The organism is Streptomyces rhizoryzae (assembly GCF_023155275.1).
GTDB classification, from domain to species: domain Bacteria; phylum Actinomycetota; class Actinomycetes; order Streptomycetales; family Streptomycetaceae; genus Streptomyces; species Streptomyces rhizoryzae.
Genome location: NZ_JALMUV010000050.1, coordinates 28,388 through 50,182, shown reverse-complemented (window position 1 = coordinate 50,182; position 21,795 = coordinate 28,388). Strand labels below are relative to the sequence as shown.

The 21,795-nt window shown below is 70.8% G+C and carries 25 protein-coding genes and 2 pseudogenes; 5 read left to right on the top strand and 22 right to left on the bottom strand.

The window, feature by feature from the left end; all coding sequences use genetic code 11:
• Positions 1 to 216 precede the first annotated feature (216 nt).
• Entirely contained in the window at positions 217 to 1,239 is a 1,023-nt protein-coding gene (locus MUU72_RS29995) for an NADP-dependent oxidoreductase (protein ID WP_248016568.1), read from the bottom strand.
• 87 nt (positions 1,240 to 1,326) lie between these two features.
• Between MUU72_RS29995 and MUU72_RS29990 the strand changes: the two are divergent.
• The 3 genes and pseudogenes from MUU72_RS29990 to MUU72_RS29980 form a co-directional block, all read left to right on the top strand.
• Positions 1,327 to 1,755, top strand: a pseudogene (locus MUU72_RS29990) (MarR family winged helix-turn-helix transcriptional regulator); the annotation flags it as partial.
• A 621-nt stretch (positions 1,756 to 2,376) separates the two neighbouring features.
• Positions 2,377 to 3,000 carry a mycothiol-dependent nitroreductase Rv2466c family protein gene (locus MUU72_RS29985; protein WP_248016567.1) on the top strand — a complete coding sequence of 208 codons (624 nt, stop codon included), beginning with the start codon at positions 2,377 to 2,379 and terminating at the stop codon, positions 2,998 to 3,000.
• A gap of 871 nt (positions 3,001 to 3,871) precedes the next feature.
• Positions 3,872 to 4,483, top strand: coding sequence for a hypothetical protein (locus MUU72_RS29980; protein ID WP_248016566.1), 612 nt, complete (start codon positions 3,872 to 3,874; stop codon positions 4,481 to 4,483).
• 136 nt (positions 4,484 to 4,619) lie between these two features.
• Here the strand turns inward: MUU72_RS29980 and MUU72_RS29975 are convergent, their stop codons facing one another.
• Complete coding sequence (locus tag MUU72_RS29975) at positions 4,620 to 5,219, bottom strand: cation efflux transmembrane domain-containing protein (protein WP_248016565.1); 600 nt, start codon at positions 5,217 to 5,219, stop codon at positions 4,620 to 4,622.
• 649 nt (positions 5,220 to 5,868) lie between these two features.
• Here MUU72_RS29975 and MUU72_RS29970 point away from each other — a divergent pair.
• Complete coding sequence (locus MUU72_RS29970) at positions 5,869 to 6,900, top strand: rod shape-determining protein (RefSeq protein WP_248016564.1); 1,032 nt, start codon at positions 5,869 to 5,871, stop codon at positions 6,898 to 6,900.
• A gap of 233 nt (positions 6,901 to 7,133) precedes the next feature.
• Here MUU72_RS29970 and MUU72_RS29965 read toward each other — a convergent pair whose 3' ends face one another.
• From MUU72_RS29965 to MUU72_RS29955, 3 genes are all read right to left on the bottom strand, one after another.
• Positions 7,134 to 7,730 carry a histidine phosphatase family protein gene (locus MUU72_RS29965; RefSeq protein ID WP_248016563.1) on the bottom strand — a complete coding sequence of 199 codons (597 nt, stop codon included), beginning with the start codon at positions 7,728 to 7,730 and terminating at the stop codon, positions 7,134 to 7,136.
• A gap of 214 nt (positions 7,731 to 7,944) precedes the next feature.
• A complete protein-coding gene (gene trxA / locus MUU72_RS29960; protein ID WP_248016562.1) occupies positions 7,945 to 8,349 on the bottom strand; it encodes a thioredoxin in 405 nt (134 codons plus the stop codon).
• 458 nt (positions 8,350 to 8,807) lie between these two features.
• Positions 8,808 to 9,755 carry a maleylpyruvate isomerase family mycothiol-dependent enzyme gene (locus tag MUU72_RS29955; RefSeq protein ID WP_282504893.1) on the bottom strand — a complete coding sequence of 316 codons (948 nt, stop codon included), beginning with the start codon at positions 9,753 to 9,755 and terminating at the stop codon, positions 8,808 to 8,810.
• 176 nt (positions 9,756 to 9,931) lie between these two features.
• Here MUU72_RS29955 and MUU72_RS29950 point away from each other — a divergent pair, with 176 nt between their 5' ends.
• Complete coding sequence (locus MUU72_RS29950) at positions 9,932 to 10,807, top strand: glycosyltransferase family 2 protein (protein WP_248016561.1); 876 nt, start codon at positions 9,932 to 9,934, stop codon at positions 10,805 to 10,807.
• Positions 10,808 to 11,344: 537 nt separating this feature from the next.
• On the opposite strand, the gene MUU72_RS29945 is transcribed toward MUU72_RS29950, so the two are convergent.
• The 17 genes and pseudogenes from MUU72_RS29945 to MUU72_RS29865 all read right to left on the bottom strand — a co-directional run bounded on the left by MUU72_RS29945 (position 11,345) and on the right by MUU72_RS29865 (position 21,767).
• Entirely contained in the window at positions 11,345 to 11,884 is a 540-nt protein-coding gene (locus MUU72_RS29945) for a DUF6349 family protein (protein WP_248016560.1), read from the bottom strand.
• Positions 11,885 to 11,941: 57 nt separating this feature from the next.
• Positions 11,942 to 12,808 carry a hypothetical protein gene (locus MUU72_RS29940; protein ID WP_248016559.1) on the bottom strand — a complete coding sequence of 289 codons (867 nt, stop codon included), beginning with the start codon at positions 12,806 to 12,808 and terminating at the stop codon, positions 11,942 to 11,944.
• A gap of 67 nt (positions 12,809 to 12,875) precedes the next feature.
• A complete protein-coding gene (locus MUU72_RS29935; protein WP_248016558.1) occupies positions 12,876 to 13,064 on the bottom strand; it encodes a DUF4314 domain-containing protein in 189 nt (62 codons plus the stop codon).
• Between the two features lie 88 nt (positions 13,065 to 13,152).
• Positions 13,153 to 14,208, bottom strand: coding sequence for an N-6 DNA methylase (locus MUU72_RS29930; protein WP_248016557.1), 1,056 nt, complete (start codon positions 14,206 to 14,208; stop codon positions 13,153 to 13,155).
• A gap of 70 nt (positions 14,209 to 14,278) precedes the next feature.
• The gene (locus tag MUU72_RS29925) at positions 14,279 to 14,878 is read right to left on the bottom strand and encodes a hypothetical protein (RefSeq protein WP_248016556.1); all 600 of its coding nucleotides are present in this window, start codon (positions 14,876 to 14,878) and stop codon (positions 14,279 to 14,281) included.
• 41 nt (positions 14,879 to 14,919) lie between these two features.
• The gene (locus tag MUU72_RS29920; RefSeq protein WP_248016555.1) at positions 14,920 to 15,264 is read right to left on the bottom strand and encodes a hypothetical protein; all 345 of its coding nucleotides are present in this window, start codon (positions 15,262 to 15,264) and stop codon (positions 14,920 to 14,922) included.
• A 135-nt stretch (positions 15,265 to 15,399) separates the two neighbouring features.
• The gene (locus MUU72_RS29915; protein WP_248016554.1) at positions 15,400 to 15,807 is read right to left on the bottom strand and encodes a hypothetical protein; all 408 of its coding nucleotides are present in this window, start codon (positions 15,805 to 15,807) and stop codon (positions 15,400 to 15,402) included.
• A gap of 164 nt (positions 15,808 to 15,971) precedes the next feature.
• Positions 15,972 to 16,643: a hypothetical protein gene (locus MUU72_RS29910; protein ID WP_248016553.1), complete on the bottom strand. Its 672-nt coding sequence runs from the start codon at positions 16,641 to 16,643 to the stop codon at positions 15,972 to 15,974.
• Positions 16,640 to 16,864 carry a hypothetical protein gene (locus MUU72_RS29905; RefSeq protein ID WP_248016552.1) on the bottom strand — a complete coding sequence of 75 codons (225 nt, stop codon included), beginning with the start codon at positions 16,862 to 16,864 and terminating at the stop codon, positions 16,640 to 16,642. The genes MUU72_RS29910 and MUU72_RS29905 overlap by 4 nt, the downstream gene beginning before the upstream one ends.
• Positions 16,861 to 17,205 (bottom strand): hypothetical protein, encoded by a 345-nt coding sequence (locus MUU72_RS29900; RefSeq protein ID WP_248016551.1) that lies wholly within the window; start codon positions 17,203 to 17,205, stop codon positions 16,861 to 16,863. The genes MUU72_RS29905 and MUU72_RS29900 overlap by 4 nt, the downstream gene beginning before the upstream one ends.
• Positions 17,202 to 17,636 (bottom strand): hypothetical protein, encoded by a 435-nt coding sequence (locus tag MUU72_RS29895; RefSeq protein ID WP_248016550.1) that lies wholly within the window; start codon positions 17,634 to 17,636, stop codon positions 17,202 to 17,204. The genes MUU72_RS29900 and MUU72_RS29895 overlap by 4 nt, the downstream gene beginning before the upstream one ends.
• A gap of 49 nt (positions 17,637 to 17,685) precedes the next feature.
• On the bottom strand, positions 17,686 to 18,435 hold the full coding sequence (locus tag MUU72_RS29890) for a hypothetical protein (RefSeq protein ID WP_248016549.1): 750 nt from the start codon (positions 18,433 to 18,435) through the stop codon (positions 17,686 to 17,688).
• Positions 18,436 to 18,507: 72 nt separating this feature from the next.
• Positions 18,508 to 18,825 (bottom strand): annotated as a pseudogene (locus tag MUU72_RS29885) (HU family DNA-binding protein); the annotation flags it as partial.
• 41 nt (positions 18,826 to 18,866) lie between these two features.
• The gene (locus MUU72_RS29880; RefSeq protein WP_248016548.1) at positions 18,867 to 19,244 is read right to left on the bottom strand and encodes a hypothetical protein; all 378 of its coding nucleotides are present in this window, start codon (positions 19,242 to 19,244) and stop codon (positions 18,867 to 18,869) included.
• 21 nt (positions 19,245 to 19,265) lie between these two features.
• Positions 19,266 to 19,721, bottom strand: a complete 456-nt coding sequence (locus tag MUU72_RS29875) for a hypothetical protein (protein WP_248016547.1) — start codon at positions 19,719 to 19,721, stop codon at positions 19,266 to 19,268.
• Positions 19,718 to 21,214 (bottom strand): DNA cytosine methyltransferase, encoded by a 1,497-nt coding sequence (locus MUU72_RS29870; protein ID WP_248016546.1) that lies wholly within the window; start codon positions 21,212 to 21,214, stop codon positions 19,718 to 19,720. The genes MUU72_RS29875 and MUU72_RS29870 overlap by 4 nt, the downstream gene beginning before the upstream one ends.
• Positions 21,215 to 21,284: 70 nt before the next feature.
• Positions 21,285 to 21,767 (bottom strand): hypothetical protein, encoded by a 483-nt coding sequence (locus tag MUU72_RS29865; protein ID WP_248016545.1) that lies wholly within the window; start codon positions 21,765 to 21,767, stop codon positions 21,285 to 21,287.
• Between the last annotated feature and the right edge of the window lie 28 nt (positions 21,768 to 21,795).

The following is a 21,795-nucleotide window of genomic DNA, read 5'->3' as shown; positions in this document are numbered from 1 at the left end:
GCCGACAAGACAGACGGAAGACCGAGCGGCCAGCGGGCGGTACCGGAACCGGCCCGCGCCGGCCGGCGCCGGTCAGCACCGGGCCGAGGCAGGGCGGGACAGATAGGGCGATGCAGTAACTGCGCTCAGCGCAGGGCACCCACACCGGCACGCGGCACCCGGCACCCGGCACCCGGCACCCGGCACCCGGCACCCGGCACCCGGCACCCAAGGGTCTCAGTCCGCCAGGCTCACGATCATCTTCCCGGTGTTGGCGCCGCGCAGCAGGCCCAGGAACGCCTCGACGCCGTTCTCGATCCCGGAGACCTTGGTCTCGGAGTACTTCAGCTCACCGGAGCGGATCCAGGCGGAGACCTCCTCCACGAACTGCGGCCGCAGCGCCTGATGGTCACTCACCAGCAGCCCCTCCAGGCGCAGCCGCTTGCCGATCACCAGCGCGAGATTGCGCGGCGCGCAGCTGGGCTCCGTGGCGTTGTACATCGAGATCATGCCGCAAATGGCGGCGCGGCCATGGACGTTGAGCGCGCTGATGGCGGCCTCGAGGTGGTCACCGCCGACGTTGTCGAAGTAGACGTCGATGCCGTCGGGGGCGGCGGCCTTGAGCTGCTCGGTGACGTCGCCGTTCTTGTAGTTGAAGGCGGCGTCGAAGCCGTACTCCTCGGTCAGCAGCCGGACCTTCTCGTCGGAACCGGCGGAGCCGATGACCCGCGAGGCACCCTTGAGGCGGGCGATCTGGCCGACCTGGCTGCCCACCGCACCGGCCGCGCCGGAGACGAAAACGGCGTCGCCCTCCTTGAACTCGGCGACCGCCAGCAGACCGGCATACGCGGTCAGGCCCGGCATGCCGAGGACGCCGAGGTAGGCGGTGAGCGGGGCGAGGGAGGCGTCCACCTTGGCGGCGCGGCCGGCGTCGAGGACGGCGTGGTCGCGCCAGCCCAGACCGTGCAGGACGTGGTCGCCGGCGGCGAAGCCCTCGGCGCGCGAGGCGAGGACCTCACCGACCGCGCCGCCGTCCATGGGCTGGTCGAGCTGGAAGGGCGGGACGTAGGACTTCACGTCGTTCATCCGCCCGCGCATGTACGGGTCGACGGAGAAATAGAGGTTCTTGACGAGGATCTGGCCGTCGGCGAGCTCCGGCAGCTCGGCCTCGCGGAGCGCGAAGTCATCGGGGGTGGGCCAGCCCTGCGGGCGGGCGACGAGGTGCCATTCGCGGCTGATGGTCGGCAGCGGTGCGGACATGGGGGAATCCTCCAAATGCTTCAGATGCTGAAACAATCATGCAGCTGAATATTTCATGTTGTCAAGCAATTGGGTATCCTGGTGTGTATGACTCCGCGCGCAGACTCCTTGACCGTCGAGGTGGTCGATCTCATCGGCACCGTCGTCGCCCGCTTCCACGAGGAGTACGAGCGCGCGGCGGCCGAGCACTCCCTCACGGGCGCCCAGGCCCGGCTGCTCAGGCTGCTGGCGATGGAGCCGATGCCGATGCGCCGCCTCGCCCAGAGCCTGAAGTGCGAGCCGTCGAACGTCACCGGCATCGTGGACCGCCTGGAGTCCCGCGGCTTGGTGGAGCGCCGCCCTGACCCCGCCGACCGCCGGGTGAAGCTGGCCGTCCCGACGCCTGAGGGCCGGGCAACGGCCGAGCGGCTGCGCACGTCACTGGACTTCGCCCGCGAGCCGCTCGGCCGGCTGACGGTGACCGAGCGGACCCTGCTCAAGCAGCTGCTCCAGCAGATGCTCGGCATCGATCCCGAGGAAGCACCCACGGACCCGGCGGGCTCCGGAGGGCCGACGGACCCTGGCCGGGCCAGGCGGACGGACCGGCCCGAGCGGACGCACCCGCCCCAGCGGACGGACCGTCCCGAGCAGATAGGCGCAGCCAAGGAGACGGACCCAGCCGGCGAGAGGGCCGGGGGCGAAGGGACGGGCCTGCCGGAAGCGGCTGAGCGGGGCCGCTCGACGGGCCGGAGGAAGGAGACGGGGTGGCATCGGACGACGAGCTGACGAGCCGGCGAGGACTGACGGGCCGGGGGCGCAGGGCTGCCCCCCGGCGGGGTGCTGGGGCGCATAGGGGGGCCGGATGCGTACGGCTCCGGGACGCGTACGGGCGGAGCCGGGGGTGCGTACGGGGCCAAGGCATGGGCGCAGGCCAAGGTGCGTACATGAGCTGGATCGCGCACCGAGGGCCGGGCCCACGTACGAAGGCCGGGTCCGCGGCGGGCGAGGTGGCGCACGGGGCCGGGCGAGCCAGGAATGCGCGGCACGCAGGAGGCTCCTGCGGCGCTCCGGCCGGGGAGCATCACGGGCCGAATTGGCCCACGTTTCCCATGGCGGAGTGTCCCGGACAGCCGGCCGGTGGCGCCGTAATCTGGCCGCATGACGCACCAGAACCCCACCCGCCACTCCGTTGACTTCTACTTCGACCCCATCTGCCCGTTCGCCTGGATCTCCTCCCGCTGGATCCTGGAGGTGGAGGCCCAGCGGGACATCGACCTGCGGTTCCGGGTGATGAGCCTGTCCGTCCTCAACGAGGGCCGCGAAGACCTCCCCGAGAAGTACCGCGAACTGCTCGACGCCGGCTGGGGCCCGGTGCGGGTGTGCATCGCGGCGGCCCAGGAGCACGGGGAGGGGGTGCTGCGCGACCTGTACACGGCGCTCGGTACCCGTATCCACAAGGAGGGGCGGGAGGACACCGCGACCGTCATCGAGGAGGCGCTCGCCGAGGTCGGGCTGCCCGCCGAACTGGCGCGGGCCGCCGACACCGATGCCTATGACGACGCGCTGCGCAAGAGCCACCACGAGGGCATGGACCCGGTCGGCGAGGACGTCGGCACGCCCACCCTCCACATCGACGGGGTGGCGTTCTTCGGTCCGGTCCTGATGTCGATCCCGCGGGGCGAGGACGCGGTGCGGGTCTTCGACGGCGCCCGGCTGCTCGCCGGCTACGACCGGTTCTTCGAGCTGAAGCGGACCCGCACCGGCGAATTCGACTTCAGCTGAGACGGGACGGGGCAACGCTGAGCGGGGGCGGGGCCGAACGGGCGGGGCCGAACGGGGGCGGGGCCAGGGGCTGGGGCGGCGGTGAGGGCGGGCACCTGGGGGTGGTGGGGGGTGGGCACCTAAGGGTGGGGGCGAACGCATCCCGTAAGGGTTGCGAGCGCCCCCTGCGGGGCCACAACCCGGCGGAGCGGGTGGCCCATTCCCACCCCACGGCAAAGCCACCCGCAAGCGTGACAGCCCCCGGCCCCCGCCCCCCGTGGTTCGCGTCGCGGTCCTGGCTGGTGCACTGGCGGGCTGCTGCCTCCGGGCTACGGGAGGACGCCGAGCCCGGCGCGGAAGGGCGCCGAGCCTGGCACAGCCGGACGAAGGCGCAGCCGGACAAGGGCCGGGCCAGGCGAAAGCGCCGGCAAAGGCACTGGCGAAGGTACGACCGGCCGAAGGCTGGTCCGACGCAGGCACAACCGGGCAGAGGCTGTGACAGACGAAGGTACAGCCGGGCAGAGGCTGGGCCGGATGAAGGCTGCCCCGACGACGCACGCCCCACGAAGCAAGGCGCCCCAACGCACACCCCAGCGACACAAGGCAACGCCACGGCGCCACGGCGGCGCATGCGAAAGCCCCCTCGTCGTCCGGACGTTGCAGGCCGCACCTCCACACCTCCACGCAGTCACCCACGGCCGCACCCGGGGACGGCCCGCCCATGGCGATCGCAGCCGGCCCCCACCACACCACACCGGCCGTCGACTCCCGGCCGCCAGCCGCCAGCCGCCGGCTCCCGGTCCCCGACTACTAACTCCCGGCTCCCGGCCGAGTGGCTTCGCCACCCCGACCGCAACCTCCCCTCCTCCCACCATCCACCACCATGTCCAGCATGAACCCCACCCGTGACCACGACTCCCCCGGCGGTTCCGGCGCGTCCGCCGACCTGCCCGGGCCCCTCGCGTTCCAGCTCGTCCTGCTGCGCCGGATGGCCGACCACCAGCCGGGCCTCGTCGAGGACGCCCTCCGCCAACTCGGCGTGACCCGCGCGCAGCTGCGGGAGGCCAATCGCCGCTGGCAGGCCCGGATGCACAGCCCGCGGGCGCGCGCCGGCGTCCAGCCCTACCGGGCGCTGCTGGGCGCGCCCGAGGCCGCCGCCACCCGCCGGATCGGCGACCTGACCTGCGAGGCGTTGAGCTGGCCGGTACCGCTCTGGCCGGACCTGCGGTTCGAGGTCCTCAGCGCGCCCGGGGGCGGCGTCTGGAACGCCTGGCTGGTACGCGCGCCCGGTGCGTCCGGCCCGGAACTCCGTACGACCGCCGACCTGACCCCGTGGTCCTGCACGGTGGACGAGGTGGCGCGCGCCTTCGCCCCGGCCCGCCCGATGGAGGGCAGCGCGCCCACCCGCTGGCGCCTCTCCTGCACGGCCCCCGGGCCGACCGGGGAGCGCGAGCCCGTCATCGCGGAGTTCACCTGGGGGCTCTACCAACGGCGAGTGGAGTAGCGGGCGCAGGGCCTCGATATCGGCAGGGGGCTTTGGTCACGAGTCGTGACGTCACTTGCTCAGCACTTCGGGAGGCGCTCAGCCGCGCCATGTTCGATGTTCACGAGAGGCGACAGCACCGGTGTGGTCCCAGCCGTCAGTGCTCGCCGAGGAAGATCTCCCTGACTTCGCGCAGCGCGTAGTAGACCAGCACGTACCCAGCGGCCGGGTCGGCCCACCACAGGCCGGCCAGAGAATTCAGCAGGAGGCCGAGCAGCACGGCCGTGGCCAGCAGGCCGTCGATCAGGGTGACCCGACCCTCGGTCTTCAGCACCGGATTGTCCAGCGCGTTGCCGGTGCGTGCCTTGCCGGCGGCGAGCGCGAACATCACTGCGGCCGTCACCGCAGTCCAGCCGATGCCCAACGGCGAGTGGTGGGGCCGGAAGCCGCTGACCAGCACCCACGTGGACTGCACCAGCAGGTACGCCGCCAGCAGTCCGAAGCCGACACCGATCAGCTTCAGCGCACGGCGCTGGCGCTCCACGCCGGTACCGGACAGCTCCCAGATCACTACAGTGGAGGCGCCGATCTCGATCAAGGAGTCCAGGCCGAACCCGGCCAGTGCCACGGACCGCGCCGAGATCGCGGCGACGGCGAGCACCACGATGCCGATCACATTCCAGCTGAGGGTGGTGTACTCCAGAGCGAAGCCACGGCGGACAAGCGTTCGGCGGGCGGCGTCATCGGTTCTGGTCACCGCGAGATCCTCCCAGACCTGCCTGCCGGGCCTGAGATGCGCCTCGGGCAGTGCTATCGAATCTCGTGAAGAGTTCGCTTCGCGCCCTCACCCATCTGCCTCCCAAACCGGTGAACACGTGCTGACCGTTCTCGTGGATGCAGCCGGCAGGGGGTGAAGAGGAAAGGGGGCGGCGGGCGGCGACACCGGCCACAGTCACACCATCCTGACGCGCAGTCAACTGCCGCACGCGCGCCGGCCGATCACAGTTGACAGCCGATCAGTTCGCCTACAGGCGTGCGCCGATCACCTCACCGCCACCACCATTACCACCCTCACCATCCGTGGTTAACACCCCCCGAGCCCCCCTCACCCACGGGTCAGGTCGGCAGCGCCCGCGCTCCCCAGCTCGGCCCCGCGCGCCGCGCCTCACCCCCGGCCTGGGCCTCGGCCCCGCCTCAGGCAGTGCCTGCCCTCCGGCCCACGCCACCCCAGCCCCTCCCCCCTTTTCGGCCTCCTCCCCCGCTCCCCTCCCCCGAGTGGACGCGCTCGGCGGGCGGGAAAGGGCGGCGGCTCGGAGGATGGCGCACGAGCGCTCACGTGCGGGCGCTCGTGCCCAGTACCGGTCCACCGGGGACGTTCACACCGGCCCATCGGGGAGGAATCCGCCATGACCATCAGCCTCGCCCAACTGCGGCGCTGCTCGGCCGCCGTCGACCTCGGCGCGGCCCGGACCAGGGTGTATGTCAAGAACCAGGGCCTGGTCGTCGACGAACCGACGGTCGCCGCGATCAACACCCGCACCGGCTCGATGCTGGCCGTCGGCGCGCAGGCCGAGGTGATGGACGGCCGCACCCCCGACTACATCCGCGTGGTCCGGCCGGTGTCCAACGGGACGGTCGTGGACATCGACATGGCCCAGCGCCTGCTGCGCCACCTGGTCGGCGACAAGTTGCGCAAGACCTGGCGGCGCAGGCCCACCATGCGGGCCGCGGTCTGCCTCCCGTACGGCAGTGAGCCGCTGGCGCAGCGGGCGGCCGTGGAGACCCTGACCGGGCTGGGTGCCCGCCGCGTCGAGCTGGTGGACACACTGGTCGCCGCGGCCGTCGGCTGCGGGCTCCCGGTGGAGCAGCCGGAAGCGACCATGATCGTGGTGTGTGGTGCGGGCACCACACAGGTGGCGGTGCTCTCACTGGGCTCGATCGTGGCCGCCGAGACCGTTCCGGTGGGCGGCAACGCCATCGACCACGCGGTCATCCAGCACCTCCGGCTGCACCACGAGCTGATGCTGCCCAACCAGTCGGTGCGGCCGCTGCATCTGATGCTGTCCGGGGACGGTGAGCTGACGCCGGGTTCGACGGAGGTGCACGGGCGGGACGTGATCAGCGGACTCGCGCGTTCCGTGCATGTGGACACCGAGCGGGTGCGGCGCGCGATCATCACCCCGCTGACGGCGATCCTCGACGGGATCGGGGCGGTGCTGCGACGCTGCCCGCCGGATCTGGTGGCCGACCTCGGGGAACGCGGGATCATGCTGGCCGGCGGCAGCGCGCTGATCCCGGGCCTGGAGCCGATGATCCACGAGGCCACTTCCATGCCGGTGCACATCGCGGACCAGCCCGGCACCTGCGCGGTGCAGGGGCTGGGCGCCATGATCGAGGGCAAGGTACAACCGCTGCACCTGGACCCGATGGCGCCGTAGCCGGCCAGCAGTTCGCGTCGAGGGAGAACGGAACAGGCCGCACGGACGGTCGACAGTTCGCGCAGACGGTCGACAGGTCGCACAGCCGGCCATCAGGCCGCGTGGACGGTCAGCGGGCCGCGTACGGTCAAGGGCCTGGAAACGGTGGACCAGGGGCGGCAGCCCGGCCCGCCCTCGCCTACCCGGCCCCGACCGTCCCCCTCCGGCCCGGCCCCTACCAGCTCCTCCGCGGCCTACAGACTCCGCGCGTTCCAGGCCACCACCGCCGGGCGGTCGTGTTCGGTGCCGAGGACGCCGACCGCGCCGGTGCCGAAGGTGAACAGGCCGCCCGCGGTGGCCGGCAGGCCGAGGCGGCGAGCGGTCAGGACGCGCAGGAAGTGTGCGTGTGCCACCAGCGCCACATCGCCCTCATCCGCCTCCAGATGCGGCGCGATCAGGGCCAGCACCCGGTCGGCGCGCGCCCCGACCTCCTCCGGGGACTCGCCCGGGTGGTCGGCCGGTCCCGGTGCCACACCGTCGTCGAAGAGGTACCAGCCGGGTCGGGTGCGGTGGATCTCGGCGGTGGTGATGCCCTCGTCCCCGCCGTAGTCCCATTCCCGCAGGTCGTCGACGATCTGCGGGGAGGGCAGCCCGGCGAGTTCGGCGGTGCGCAGGGCGCGGGCCATCGGACTGGCGTAGACCTGGGCGATCTTCCGTGCCGACAGCAGCGGGCGCAGCGCGCGGGCCTGGTCCTCACCGTTGGCGGTGAGGGGGAGGTCGGTCCAGCTGGTGTGCCGGCCGTCGCGGCTCCACTCGGTCTCACCATGCCGGATCAGCAGCAGCTCACTCATGCCGCGCACCCGCCCCACAGGCCCCGGAAACCCCGCGCGCCCCGGGCATTTGGGACGCCCCGATCACCGGGTACGCCCCGGACCCCGGATACGCCCCGGCCACCCGGTACGCCGCGCGGGCGCAACGCGGAGCGCGCACTCTCCGCACCCCACGCTCTTCGCACCCCCGCCCCCGCACCCTCCCCGGCCTCCGCGTTCGCCGCGCTGCGCTCGCTCACTCGCCCTGCGTCCGCTCTCCCGTGCCGGCCTGGCCCTCCTGCGCCTGGGCCTCGGCGACCGACGCGCGGACCTCGTCCATGTCGAGGGCGCGGGCCTGGCCGATCACGTCCTCCAGGGTGGCCTCCGGCAGTGCGCCCGGCTCGGCGAACACCGCGATGTTGTCCCGGACGATCATCAGGGTCGGGATCGAGCGGATATCGAAGGCGGCCGCGAGCTCCGGCTGCCGCTCCGTGTCGATCTTGGCGAACAGCAGGTCGTCGTGCTTCTCCGACGAGCGCTCGAAGACCGGCCCGAACCGCTTGCACGGTCCGCACCACTCGGCCCAGAAATCGATCAGCACGAAATCGTGGGCGGAGACGATCTCGTCGAAGTTGTCCTTGGTGAGCTCTACGGTGCTCATGCGCGCTCCTGCTTCCGGGGGTCGGGGCTTCGGGCGGTTGACGCGCCGGCCGTCGGACCGCCGCGGCGGGCGGCCGCTTTCGGCGACGGACCCGCTTCAGAGATCTCGCCCGCCCCGGCTCCGAACGAGCGCGGGACGGATCGACGGCCGGTCGGCCGACTCGGTTCGTTCTTCTGATGTGTGCGGTGTGCGGTCTCCGGTGGTGCGTGCGGTGTCCGACGACGGTAGGCGGGCCGAAGCGCCCCTGGTGTCGGCGTACGTCCCACCCGGCGCCCGCACGGTGTAACAGCGTCACCCCGTACGGTATTCCGCCCACCGGGCCGCCCGGCTCCCCTGCCCAGCCCGCGGCGACCTAGACATCCCGCAGCCCACCGCACCCCGCCCCGTGGCGGAGATCACGCCCAACCGGAAGCCCCCGGCAGCCGCCCCGCCCACCGTCGCCCCCCGGCCCCACCCCCTCAAATCCAGTAAGGCGCCACCGGTACCGCACCGCCCCCGGGCGACGTCAGCCCCGCCCCGTCCTTGGACCGCCCGGTGAGCCACCCCAGCAGGTCCGCCGGCCCGCCCCGGACCACAACCCGGCCTCCCCCGACCACCGACCCGCCGACCACCGACCCACCGGACACCAGCCCGCCGGCCACCGACCCCCCGACCGAGCCCCCCTCCCCCGAACCACCCTCGACCGAACCGTCCTCAGCCGCACCGCCCCCGCCCCCGCCGCTCCCGGGCGACGGGCCCACCTCCACCACGAGCCCCGACCCCTCCGTGGCCTCGATCCGCAGGGACGGGGCGTCCGCCCTGCGGGACACCGCTGCGGCGATGTCCTCGATGATCCAGCGGGCGAGGCGTTCCGGGATGTCGGCGAAGGTGTAACCGGCGGCCAGGTCGGCGTGGTGCACCTCCAGTTCGCGGAGTCTGGTGGCGAGCAGGCTGTCCGGCGTCCGGAGTTCCCCGGTCCGCAGCCGTACGCGGCGCTGCCAGGCGGCCTCGGGGAGGGTCCGGACAGCGGTGTCCAGGCGGGCGGCGCTGGCCGCCACGTCGTCCAGCAGGGCGGCGACCGGCCGCCCCGCGCCCGCCTCGATCTCCGCGTCCCGGGCCGCCATGTTCGCGTACTGCGGGATCTCCTCGCCCGTACGCGCCCCCTCCAGGAGCCGGCACAGGCTGTCGGCGGCGCGCGCCACGTGGGTGATGACGTGTCCGCGCGTCCAGGGCGGCACCAGGGAGGGGGACCGCACCTGACCGTCGGTCAACTGCCCGACCGTGCGCACGAACCGCGCCATGGACGCATCGATCGGCCCGAGCAGCCCCTCGACACCCACCCGCACCTCCCCTCCCGGCAACTCCGGCACGTCCGGCACCTCCGTCAACTCCCCCACCTCTCCCTCCAGCCCCTCCCGCCATTCCATTTAACGAAATCCCCATCCCGCGATGCGAATAATCGCCTCCCCGGCCCTGAGGGCTCCGCGGCCCCCTCCGCGCCTCCGGGAGGAGCGCTTGCAGTGGCGCCTGCGCCGTGGCACGCGGCGCCCCCCGGCGGCGGCTAGCATCGCTGGGGAGACCGCCAAGAACGGAGTGTTCATCTGTGCGTCAGCTGCGCGTAGGCGTCGCCATCTTGACCATGGGGAACCGCCCCGCCGAGCTCCAGGAACTGCTGGATTCGGTGGCGAAGCAGGATCTCCCCGCGACCCACATCGTGGTCGTCGGCAACGGCTCGCCGCTGCCCCCGCTGCCCGACGGCGTCACCGGTGTGGCGCTGAGCGAGAACCTCGGGGTCTCCGGTGGCCGGAACGTCGCCCTGGACGAGCTGCGCAAGCTCGGCGACCTCGACGTGGTGGTCGACCTCGACGACGACGGACTGCTGATCAGCAACGACGTCTTCAGCCGGCTCGCGGAACTCTACGAGCAGGACCCGAAGTTGGGGATCGTCAGCTTCCGGATCGCCGACGAACTGGGCCGCACCCAGCGCCGCCACGTCCCCCGCCTGCGGGTCGGGGACCCGCAGCAGGGCGGACTGGTCACCACGTTCCTGGGCGGCGGGCACGCGCTGTCGGTGCCGATGCTGGACCGCGTCGGCGGCTGGCCCGACGAGTTCTTCTACGCCCACGAGGAGACCGACCTGGCCTGGCGGGCGCTGGACGACGGCTGGCGCATCCGCTACGCCCCCGAGATCGTGCTCCAGCATCCGTACACCTCGCCGACCCGGCACGCGGTCTACCACCGCATGGTCGCCCGGAACCGCGTCTGGCTGGCCAAGCGCCACCTGCCGGCCGTGCTGGTCCCGGTGTACCTCGGCGTCTGGGCGGCGCTGACCGCCGTCCGCAGCCGCTCGGCGGCGGGCCTGCGGGCCTGGGGCGCCGGCTTCGCCGAGGGCGTGCGGACCCCGTGCGGCCGGCGGAAGCCGATGCGCTGGCGGACGGTGTGGCGGATGACACGACTGGGCCGGCCCCCGGTCATCTAGCCGCCGGCCCCGGGTGCCCCGGCCGGCCTCCGCCCCCGGGCCGGGGGCCCGGCCGCCGGCCCCACGCCCCGTCCCGGCCCATGCGCAGAGGCCCCCACGGAATTCCCTGGGGGCCCCTGCAATGCCGTGTGCCGTCCGGTCAGATCGTTTCTGCGCCGGAGGGCCGTGGTGGGGCGGGTGGGACTCGAACCCACGGCCGACGGATTATGAGTCCTCCGAGGATCTTGGTGGCCCTTGCCGATCAACGGCCCTCTTTGCCGTTTTGCCTGGTCAGAAGGGGTGCGCCATGTGAGCGCACCCCGGACCTTGTCGGTCTCTTCCTATCCTTGTGTCCCAACCGCGTCCCATCACAACCGCGTTTGGACAGACCCGGCCAAGGTCCCCACAGATCGTGGCTGGTCGCAGCCGGGTCTCGAACCCGGCTGCAGCGGATTTCCGTTCCAACGCACAGAGGCTCCGCCCCCGGTGCCAGGGCGGAGCCTCTGTGGCCGTTCTCGCAGGCCAGACGTCATGTAGAGCTTATCGGTCCTGACTCATTCATTCCAGGGTGAGCTGACGCGTCTCAGGAGGCGTGGCCTTGTGGGGGCGTTCCGCGTAGAGGGCGAATCCCCCTCCAGGTGCCGCGCCGGCCTTGTGACGACGGGCGTACGGCTCGGCATAGAGCCGCAACGGTCCGCCGGCGTCGAACCGCCCCGCGGGGTACCTCTCCGTCACATGGAGCAGCCAGGTCTTGTGCCCCTTGGCGCCGGGGGGACGGTCGAAGATCGGAAGGGTGCGCCACCCGGGGTGGGTGTGGTCATGGGCGTCTTCAATGGCGTGGTCTCGCTTCGGCTGGTCCGGCCCTTCCCAGGCGCAGGCGAGACAGGCGCCGCGGTAGAGCCATTGAGCATCGCCGAGGACTTTGGTGAGGGAGGTCGCGGTGTGGCGGGGAGCCGGGTTAGGTGGGGTGCCGAACTGGGTCGTGTATCCGGGGTCGTCCCAACCGATGGACCAGGTTTGCCTTAGGACTTCTCTGCTGGCACCGCGGAGGGTGGTGTAGTGGCGCTGGCGGGCGATAGCGCCGGTGGTGTTCGTCATGTCGCTCCGAGTGGGGGCGCGGCCGGGCCGCGCCCCGTGGGCGGGTCGGTGGGGGGTTCAGCTGGTACTGGTGTCCGAGCGCCGCTTGGGCGTGCGCTTACGGGGGCGTCGGGTGGCGGCGGTTCCGCTGCGGCCGCTGGCCTTCTTGGTAGGGGTCGCTTCCGGGGTGCCGTCTTCCTTCGGCGTGGGCGCGGGGTCTGCGGCGGCGCCCGGTTCTGTGGTCTCCGGCTGAGGTTCGGGTTCCGGCTCAGTCAGCTCGGGCTCCGGGGCGGCTTCCGCCTCGGTTGGGTCTGACTGGGGCTCACGCTCTATCGCTTCCGGCTGGGGCTCGGGCGTGCTCGGCTCGGGTTCGGGCTGGTTGGTGTCCGGCTGGGGTTCCGTGGCCGGCTCGGGGGTGTCCGGCTCCGGCTGAGCTTCGGCATGCGGCTCCGCCTCGGTGCTGTTGGTGGCGGTTGCGGTCTGCGGGGTGTCGGTTTCGGTGGTGACCGTGGCGAGGGCGTTGTCGAAGAAGTCCTTCCAGGGCTGGTGGCCGACGTAGTTCGGCTTGTACTGGAAGGCGGGCAGGAGGTGTTCTTGGAGGGTGTTGAGGATGATGGTGGCGGGTTCTTCGTCGTCGTCGGTGATGAGGGTCGTGGCTTTGTTGTAGCGGTGCCCTTCGGGGAGGCGGGCCAGGAGCTGTGCTTCGTGGGCGGCCTGTTCGGCCGGGGTGGCGTTGTCGGGGAGGTCGGGGGCGGCGTTGCCGGTGATCCAGAGCTGGACGGTCGCTCCGCCGAAGATGGGACGGAAGCTGATGGCGCGCCCGTCGCCGTGGATGAGGTGGGCGGCACCGTCGGCGGGTGCTTCGGGGTCGAGCGTCCAGCCGGGGCCGAGGTTCTGGGTGAGAGTGGCTGCCGTTTCTCGGACGGCGGTGTCGGTGATGAGCATGTTCGGTTTCTCCAAGAGGTCTGCTGGTGGCGCGGGGGCCCGTCCGGCGGGTGGGCCCCCGGCATGGTTATGCGGGACGCACCTCGTCGCCGTCGCCCAGGAGCATCGAGAGGGTGGAGCCGTTGTCCCAGTTGACGTAGAGCTGGGCGAGGCCGGCGTCGTACCGCTTGACGGCGCCTTGGTCTCCTTCGGTGAGGTGGGTGTGCGGGTCGGTGGTGTGGACGAGTGCGATGCGGTCGCCTCGCTTATAGGTCATCTCGAACCCCTTTCCGTTGGCTCTATTCTATATGCACTCTGGAGAGGCTCAAGATCACCTGCGAAAATCTTTGAGGCATTTCCCCTGGTCAGGCCGCTGCACCGCGCACCAGCGCCTCGACCTTCCGGATGGCCGCCAGGAACATGGCCTGCTCGTGGAGCCTGTCTCGGCGTTCCAGCGACTCCCGAGCTTCCCGCGCAGCCCTCTCGATCAGATCACCTTCTGCGAGAGTGTCGCCGCAGGCGATCAGCACATGAGGGCCGAGATCCCAAAGAATCGCGTTGACAGCAGCACCGGCCGCCGCGAGTTCGTCGACATCGTTGAGGGACCACCCGAAGTCATGCGGATTGAGGCCCCGTTCTCGCAGTAATTGAGCAATGGCGCGATACATGGTGCCCGTTCCGCTGGCGGGATCGTGGAGTTTCATGCCGGGTTCGAGCGACTTGCCGTCGAGCACCACGCTGGCCATTACCTCAGCGACGCTCGGCGGCGTGTAGACCTCCGCGAGCGAGTCGTGTGCGCCTGCCGCGCGCATGACGGTCAGCAGCGGGCCCATCACGTCGGTGGCGGAGTTCACGTAGGGATCGTCGCTGCTGGTCAGGTGCAGCAGTCCCCTGGTCAGGGCGGCGGTAAGGACGGCTCTGACTGCACCGGCGCGACTCGATGGGGGGTCCTCGTCGTCCAGCCACTTGTGCAGTGGCGTGGCTCGGTCGATGAGGTCGGGGCGCATGATCCACCAGCGCGCCCAGCATTCGCGGAACGCGGTGAGGAGTTGGGTGTCGTCCAGGCTGAGCCACCAGTCGGCGGCAAGGTAGGCGTCCGGTCCGCGAAGTGGCCACAGGGCGAGGGTGGCCACCACGCCTATCGGGACCTCGATACCGGAGCCGCCCTGGGCGTGGTGCCAGGCGTAGCTGACGGCCTCGGCGATTTCGAAGGCGGCCTGGTGCGGGTTTGCCTGCGCAGGCCGGTAGTGGGCCGCTTTCGGCTTGGTCGGGGCGGGTGTCGGGCGGGGGTGCGGCGAGATCGTGACGGGGGCGGGTGCCGGTGGGAGGTCGGCGAGGTCCCGGCGCGGCGGCGCGGGCGTGGGTGGCGCCGGTGCTTCGTGGGCGGCGTTGAGGTCAGCGAACAGATCGAGCTGGCTCATGCAGCGTCTCCTGGAGGATGGGGGCGGTGGCCGGTGGCGGCCCGGCCGGATCGGGCCGCCACGGCAGTGGTCAGCGGAACTTGCGCAGCATGCGGCGCAGCTCGGTGTCGGCTTCCTCGGTACGTCCGTCCGCCAACTTGGCGGCGTGCGACAGCATTTCGGTCAGTTCCGGGGCGGTGACTCCCGTGAGGATGTCGGTGAGGGACAGGGGCCAGTGGCTGCCGACGCGGTGGGGGTAGCCGGCGGCGAGCGTCAGCACGATTTCCGGTATGAGCTGGTCGGTGCGGTCGTCGCTGAGGCCCAGGCGGCGGCCGATGCGGTGAATGGCGTCCGGGTTGCCGAGGGTGGCGGTGGGCGGGACGGCCTGGTGGGCGCGGTTGGCAGCATCGATCTCGCGCTGCACGAAGGCTTCCCAGTGCAGGCGGGCGTCGGCTTTCCGACCGTCGGCCTTCAGGGCGGTGGCCGCGAGGAAGGCCGCGAAGCGGGGCGTTTGGATGGCGGTCTGCAGGTAGTCGGCCGGCGCCAGTCCGGTTCGGGCGACGGTGGGGCTGTGCGATTCGGTGTGGAAGTGCTGGAGGGTGGCGTGCAGCGCGGCTTCAGCGGCGGCGGGTGTGACGCCGAGCGTGGTGACGAGGCTGGCACAGAGGATGTCGATGGGGTTGGCGTTCACGCCTGGTTCTCCTGGTTCGGTGGGTGGGGTGGCGGGACGTTTCAGCTGTGGGCGGGTGGGCCGTAGTGGATGAGGAGTTCGGCAATCTCGCGGGCGATCTGGTCCATCAGGGCGCGGATGTGCTTTCTGTCGCCGCCCAGGTACAGGGCGAGGTCGAGGACGTGAGGGGCCGCGGCGTAGTCGAGGAGTTGCCGGTACTGCGGCTGGGTGAGCGGCAGAAGGCCGTCGGGGCGGAGGGCCCACGAGGCGGTTGCGGCGTTGTCCACAAGCTCTGCGGCGGCGCGGAGCATGGCGTCGCCGGGGGCGCGGGTGAGGATGACCAGGGCCATGGCGCCGATGTGGTGGGCCGGGGTGTTGATGACCGGCGTTGAGGGTCTGGTGGGCACGGTGGGTCTCCGGTTGGAATGGGCGACACACCCCCCCCTGGATCTTTTCTATGTGCATTCGGGGTATGGGGGTGCATCTGACGCGGCGGGGTCAGTCCTGCGGGAGGTCCGCGGCCGACGCGGGGGTCGAGCCCGTCACCAGAGGGGGCCGACCGTACGAGGGGGCAGGCCGCGGGGGTTGGCGGGCAGGGGAACGGCGATATCGCGCGGATCCTTCAGCGGATGGACGTAGAAGTAGCCGGGCGGGTGGGAGCGCAGGTCGGCGAGCCTGGCGAGGAGGGAGGCGTCGGCCGCGACCTTACTCCAGGCGGCCCCCGGGCCCCGGGCGAGGTCGAAGCGGAGCAGGAGGCGGCCGTCGTTGCCGTGCAGGCGCCACAGGGTGTACTCGCCAGGGGTGTCGGTTCGGGTGGCGACGAGCGTCTTGACGCCCGGCTCGATCCTGCCGGTATTCACGCACAGGCGCCGCAGTACGGCGCGGGCGAGGTCGCGCGCCGCCCGGCAGACCTGGCGGTCCGCGAGGGGGCATGGGTCGATCGGTGTCACAGGGCTGACTCCTTGATGTAGGCCCGCCCGGCGACCGTGGCGCGAAGCACCTGGTCGCCGGGCGGAGTTCGGCGGGGCTCCCCCCTTGCTCTGACTGGTTCTATTCTATATGCATCAGGGGGGTTTGCAAGTTTCCGTGTGGATTTTCTTGGTTGGGTGCTTGCCTATTTCCGCAGATCACCGGCTACCTCGACAGCCGTGAGTTCACGGACGTGGAGCACGAGACGCGATCCACTGACGACGTGCCCCAGCCGCATGTCCGGGCCGATGACGCGCGTGTGGTCGTCATCGTCCAGGACGCCTTGGTCTACCAGCCCATCGACGCACGCCTTGAAGCTCGGGTACCAGTTGGCCGGGTCTCGTCTCTGCCGGTCTTCCGGGTGCAGCACCCCGATGATGTGCGCCCTCTCCAGGTGCGGGACCCCTCGGCAGGCTGCCCAGGCCGCCCGCCGCAGGACTTTGGTCAAGTCAGCGCGCTTATGGTGATGAAGACGCTGGTTGGAGTTGAGGAGCAGCAGCCGCGGGGGCAGGGCCACCCGGAACCGGCGTCCTGGCATCCCCTCGAACCAATCTTTCGCCTCTGCTGGGACCTGGGCGAGCTGCGGTGTCGCCGTCGGCGCGTCCTCGGGCGCATATCCGCTCTTGCGTCTCTGTCCGGAGCTGGTGATACCGGCAGGATGCAACTTGTCGGCGAGGATCAGGCGTCGGTGGGCGCCGGTGTCAGCGTCGGCGACCAGAACATACCTGTCACCGTCCTCGCACCGCACAATGCGAATGCGAGTGGGGTCCTGCGAATGGCAGGCCGTGAAGATGCGGCCAGCCTGTATGTGATTCATGGACGTTCCCGTTTCACGAGCGCCTCGACGGCCCGTACGGCAACGAACGCGGGCAAGAAGACGGCGGCGACAGCGAGGTACAGGGCGACCGCGGCGGGCCGCAGTTGGGCGGCGAGGCGCAGCATCGGTTCGTTGGCCAGCAGCGAGGAGAAGAAGCCGGCCAGGAAGACGGTCCCGAAGAGCCAGAGGAGAAGCACGAGGGCAGCAAGCAGGCCGGTCACGCTCTGCTCTCCTCGTCCGGCTGCACGAGGACGATCCTCAGCACGCCGGCTCGCGCGAGCCGGAGCGCCAGTGAGGCCGCTCGTCCTCTCGGGTGCTTGGCGAACCCTTCACAGATGGCCGGGGCTGTGGTGCCGAGCGTCTTGTGGCAGACGATGTGGCCTTCGTCGGCTACGGCCCTGTTGACCATGTTTGCCACCCGGCCCGGCGCCAGGTTCATGAGGTTTCCGGGCCGGAAGATGCACGTGGTGCAGCGGTCCTGGCAGACCCGGACGGTCCACGTTGCCGGGTCGGCGACGTCGTGGCGCAGACCCTCGGCTGAGTAGCTGGCGGGATCGGTCACCGCTCGGCCCCCGCGGTGGCCAGGAAAACGGCCTCGCCGGTCGCCGCGAGGAGCGCGTGCATGCACGCGGGCCACAGCATCTTGTCCTTGGCGGTGTAGGCAGCCTGGTAGAGAGCCAGGGCCATGTCGCTGTCCCCGTTGAGGTTCGCGGCGATGAACCGGGCGGCGAACAGGGCGGTCGGCGGGATGGTGCTCTCCGGCCGCGAGCCGTCGACGGCGCCGATGCCCCAAAAGCAGGCGCGGTGGTGGTGGCCGTGCACCTTGAGCACTGCGGCCTTGGCGACCGTGGCGATGCCGCAGGCGACTCCGTACATCATGCTCGGGGTCTGGGTCTTGGTAAGGGCGGTGAGGATCTGCGCGGACTCCTCCCGGCGGCCTTTGACCCACTGGTAGACCGCTTCCCAGATGGCGTCGGCTATCTCGTCGTGCATCAGCACACCTCTTCGTTCGTTGCTTGGTCGTGGTGGAGGAGCCCGTGTCTCATGCGACGGGCAGCATGGGCGCCGCCTGGTGCTGGCGCCGGAGTTCGGCCAGGGGCAGCGGGCGGCTGACGCCCTTGTGTCGCTGGCGCAGGATCGTGACGGGACCCAGCAGTCGGCGCAGGTCCTCTTCCTGCGCTTCGGCGTAGGCGTACCGGTCGGGCATGACGTCCAGGAGGTGCTTCCACTGCCGCATGCCGGCTCGCACGCAGGTGCCGCCGCAGTTGTTGTGGGAGAAGCCCAGCTCGTACAGGCGGGGCGGGGGAACGCCGAGTGCTCGTGCTTCTTGGAGCAGTTCCGCCTTGGTCCGCGGGGGCTCCCACTTCGAGCACAGGGGGAACCGGGTGTGCCACGGCTTCCAGGCACGGGCGATGGCGGGAATGCGGGCCCGGTCCCGGGCCGTGGGCTCGATGCCGATATACACCAGCGTGTCGGCGGGATTCGTGTGTGCCTGCATCCAGGCGCGGCAGGGGACCTGCTTCAACGTCCGTGTGCAAGGGGCAAGTCGGTCGTTGCCGAGGAACCGCTTGTCGCGGAAGACCTGCCAGGGCGTACGTCCGTCGGCAACCTTGGTCAGCGGCACCCCCAGCAGGCGGCTGGTGTCGTCGGCGAACCTCCACAGGTCCGGGTCTTCGATGCCGGTGTCGGCTATGAGGAGGGTGAGGTTGGCGGTTCCGTGCTTCTCGGCGACACGGACGGCGGCTGCGAAGGAGCCGATGCCGCCGCTGAACTGCACGACGTGAGTGATCACTGTGCGCTCCGGGGTCAGGGCCGCCCCGGTGGTTGCCGGGGCGGCGCGGCGGGCATGTCAGGCGCGGGGCGTCTTGGGGGCCTTCTTGATGGCGCTGCCGTGTTCCGGGAGGGGCTTGGTGCCGTCGACCAGGGCCTTGAACGAGGCACCGGGCCGGAAGCGGACAAATCGAGTCGCCGGCACTCTCACCCGGCCGCCGGTCTGCGGGTTGCGGGCGAAGCGGGCCGGGCGCTGCACCGGGGCGATCGAGCCGAACCCGGTCACGGTGACCCTCTTGCCGTCGGTGACCGCGCGGACGATGGAGTCGAAGACAGCTTCCACCGCCTCTGCGGCGACGGCGCGAGATCCGAGCTTGGTGGCGACGTCCTCGATGAGGAGCTGCTTATTCATGTCGTACTTTCTGCGAGATGGGATGTTGGTTGAGCTGGAGGTCAGGCGGCGGGTTCGCGCACCGCCGGCGGCCTGTGCTCGGCCGCTCGGGGCGTTGCCGGCGGGAGGTAGGCGACGGCCTCGATGGGGATGTCCGCGTAGCTGCCGAAGGTGCGGCGAACCACGTTGCCGCGGGCCGTCGGCACGAAGTCGGTGTGCGAGTCCGGGTTGTTGCTGCCGATCAGCTGAGCCCACCGCTCATACACCCCGGCATGGGGCTGGTGCAGGTGCAGGCGGACACCCATGCCGAGTTCCAGGGCGTCGTTGTAGATAGCGGCGAATTCGATGCTGGGCGCGGGCAGGTCGGGGTTGACCTGGGCGATGAGTGCCACGGCCGCGACGGGGCCGAGCAGATCACGCATCGATCGGTCTTGAAGCATGTATTCAACTCCTTCGGTGAATCAGGCGACGCAGGGAAGTTCGAGCTGCTGTGTGTCGTCGTCCGCCTCCCCGAGCGGGTTGGCCGCGGGGGTGTAGAAGGGCTCGCAGTCGGGGCACTGCTGCTCGACGGCGCGTCGGTGGGCGCGCGAGCCGGCGGCGGTGCCGCACGCCTTACGGATGACCGGCGGCGGCAGCTCGCTGGGGTCGGCGTCCGGGAGGGCGCTGACGATCACGCCGTTGAGCCAAACCCGCCCGCCGCACACGCCGTCGAAGGCGCTCTTGGCGGGACGGACCTGTCGGATGCAGGCGGCGCGGTAGGGGCAGCCACTGCACACGTACAGGACGGGTTCGCAGATGGCGACCAAGTCCTTGCCGTTCTTCCACCGGTTGTCGGCCACGGCGAAGTCGGGGTCGCCCCAGCAGGGCGCGTGCTCAGTGACGTAGGTGCCGGGCTGGGCACCGCGGGTTCCGGTCACAGGACGGGTTCCAATCGCTGGCCTATCCACCGCGCGACGTTGACGGAGACGGCGTTGCCCGCCTGCATGGTCTGCTCGGCCTGGTTGCCGTAGACGACGTACTTCTTGGGGAACCGCTGGCCTTCGAGCTGTTCCCGGGGTTTGAGCATCCGGAAGTAGCAGTCGTTGATGTCGGGCGCGCTGCGCACGAGCGCCGCCGAGTCACGGGTGGACAGGGTATGGATGGGTTCGGCGGCCGTCTTCACTGCGGCCTTGCGGTAAGGGATGACGAGGGTGTTCCTGGCGCGCTCGGGCACGCGGCCGGCGTGAGTGACCAAGCCGTGGTGGTTGCCCTTCGCGGTGATCCCGGCGAGCGGGGTGCTGGCGGGACTGGCTGTGGCGTGGTTGCGGAATTCGACGATGAACGGGTCCACCGTCAGCAGGGCTTCGCTCTCGCGGGTGGTGCGGGTGCGCAGCGGCACGTCGACCGGAACAGCATCCGTGTTCCACGAGCCGCCGGTCGGTACCAGAAGCGCGTCGCCCTGCTTGGCGGTGCGGGTCGGCAGAGGCCGGTCCTCGACGGCGTACGCCCTGTCTCCGCCGTCTTTGCCGTGCGTGAGCGTGATGGAGCTAGGACGGTAGGGGAACTTGGTGAGGCCGGCGCGGATGCGGTCCATCGTCGTATCGGCCAGGGGCTTCTTGCGGTCTCCGATCCGCGTGCCGAGGTCGTCCCAGTTGATGATGTCGCTCGCCGGGCGGACGTACGGCTCGACCATCGCGTGACGGCAGCGACTGTTGGGGCAGCGGTAGATGTAGTCGCGCCGGTACTTCCCGATGCGAACGCCGGCGACGTGCCACGACTGTACGGCGTGCACGTCACCGCCGCAGTCGACGCAGTACGCCAGCGGCCTGGGCTCCAGGTCCGGCTTCCGCATGGTCTTGAGGGTGAAGACCACGTACATCCGATCACGCCACTGCGGAGCGCGCAGGTTGGTGTCGTCACCGATGTGGGCGCTGCTGACGGACACGGTCTGGTACTGGTAGCCGAGCAGCTCCATCGCTTCGAGCCACTTCGGGAACAAGATCCAGTCGAGACCGAACTCGACGACGTTCTCCACGACGATGGCCTTGAACCGCTTGGCTTCGGCGGCGCGCACCACGCACCAGGCGGTGACCCGGGTCCGTTCGAAGGCTTCCTTCGCCAATGTCTGCCAGTCCTCGCCTTCGTCGAGCAGGTCTAGCAGGTTCATCTGGTCGGTCTCACGGGGCTTCCCGCCAGCGGGGCTGATCTCCGTGCAGATGACGCCGGCCGACAACACTTCTGCCTTGGGCAGGTGACGCATGGGGAAACCCGACAGGTCGATGCAGGCATGGTCGGCGTGGGGATGGTTCGCGGCATGGGTGTCCAGGGCGAGCTGCCAGTGGTTGACCCCGAGGATCAACTCGTGTCCGGCTTCCACGAAGCCGGTGCTGATCCCTCCAGCGCCGCAGAACAGGTCGATGACGGTGGCCATAGTGGTGGTCGCTCTCCAAGAAGTTCGCGGGGCCCGGCCCCGTCTCGCGGGGCCGGGCGGGAGCTGGGGGTCAGTGCGCGCGGAGACCGCCGTGCTTTTTGGCCCGGCGCAGGAAGGCCACCCAGTGCCGCCAGGTGGGGTTGCCGACCGGCACCTCGGCGATGTCCACGTGCGGGTGCGCCTCGTACGTGGACAGGGCCGCCGTGATCTCGGCGAGGGCGACCAGGAAGCCGCCGTTGTAGGTGAGCTTGTAGCTGGGGATGCCGGCCGGCTGCGGTTCCGAGGCGTCCTTGACCGCCTGGTAGGCGGCTCGGTACTCGGCGATGCGGTTCGAGGTGGCCTGGTCGCGCTGGGCGTCGGGCTGGAAGTCGCGGTCAGTCAGCCCGTACGCCGACAGCGACGGGAAGGAGGGAACGGGAAGCTCAACGAGCATCCTGAAGTTGGCCATCGCGTCGAGGGTCCGGGGCATTGCCGTCCACGGGATGCGGAAGTAGTTCTCGTCTCCCGCGGCGGGCTTGCCGTCGGCGGTCTGGATGTAGAAGTCGTATCCCACGGGGGTTCTCCAAGAGGTCGTTGGCTGC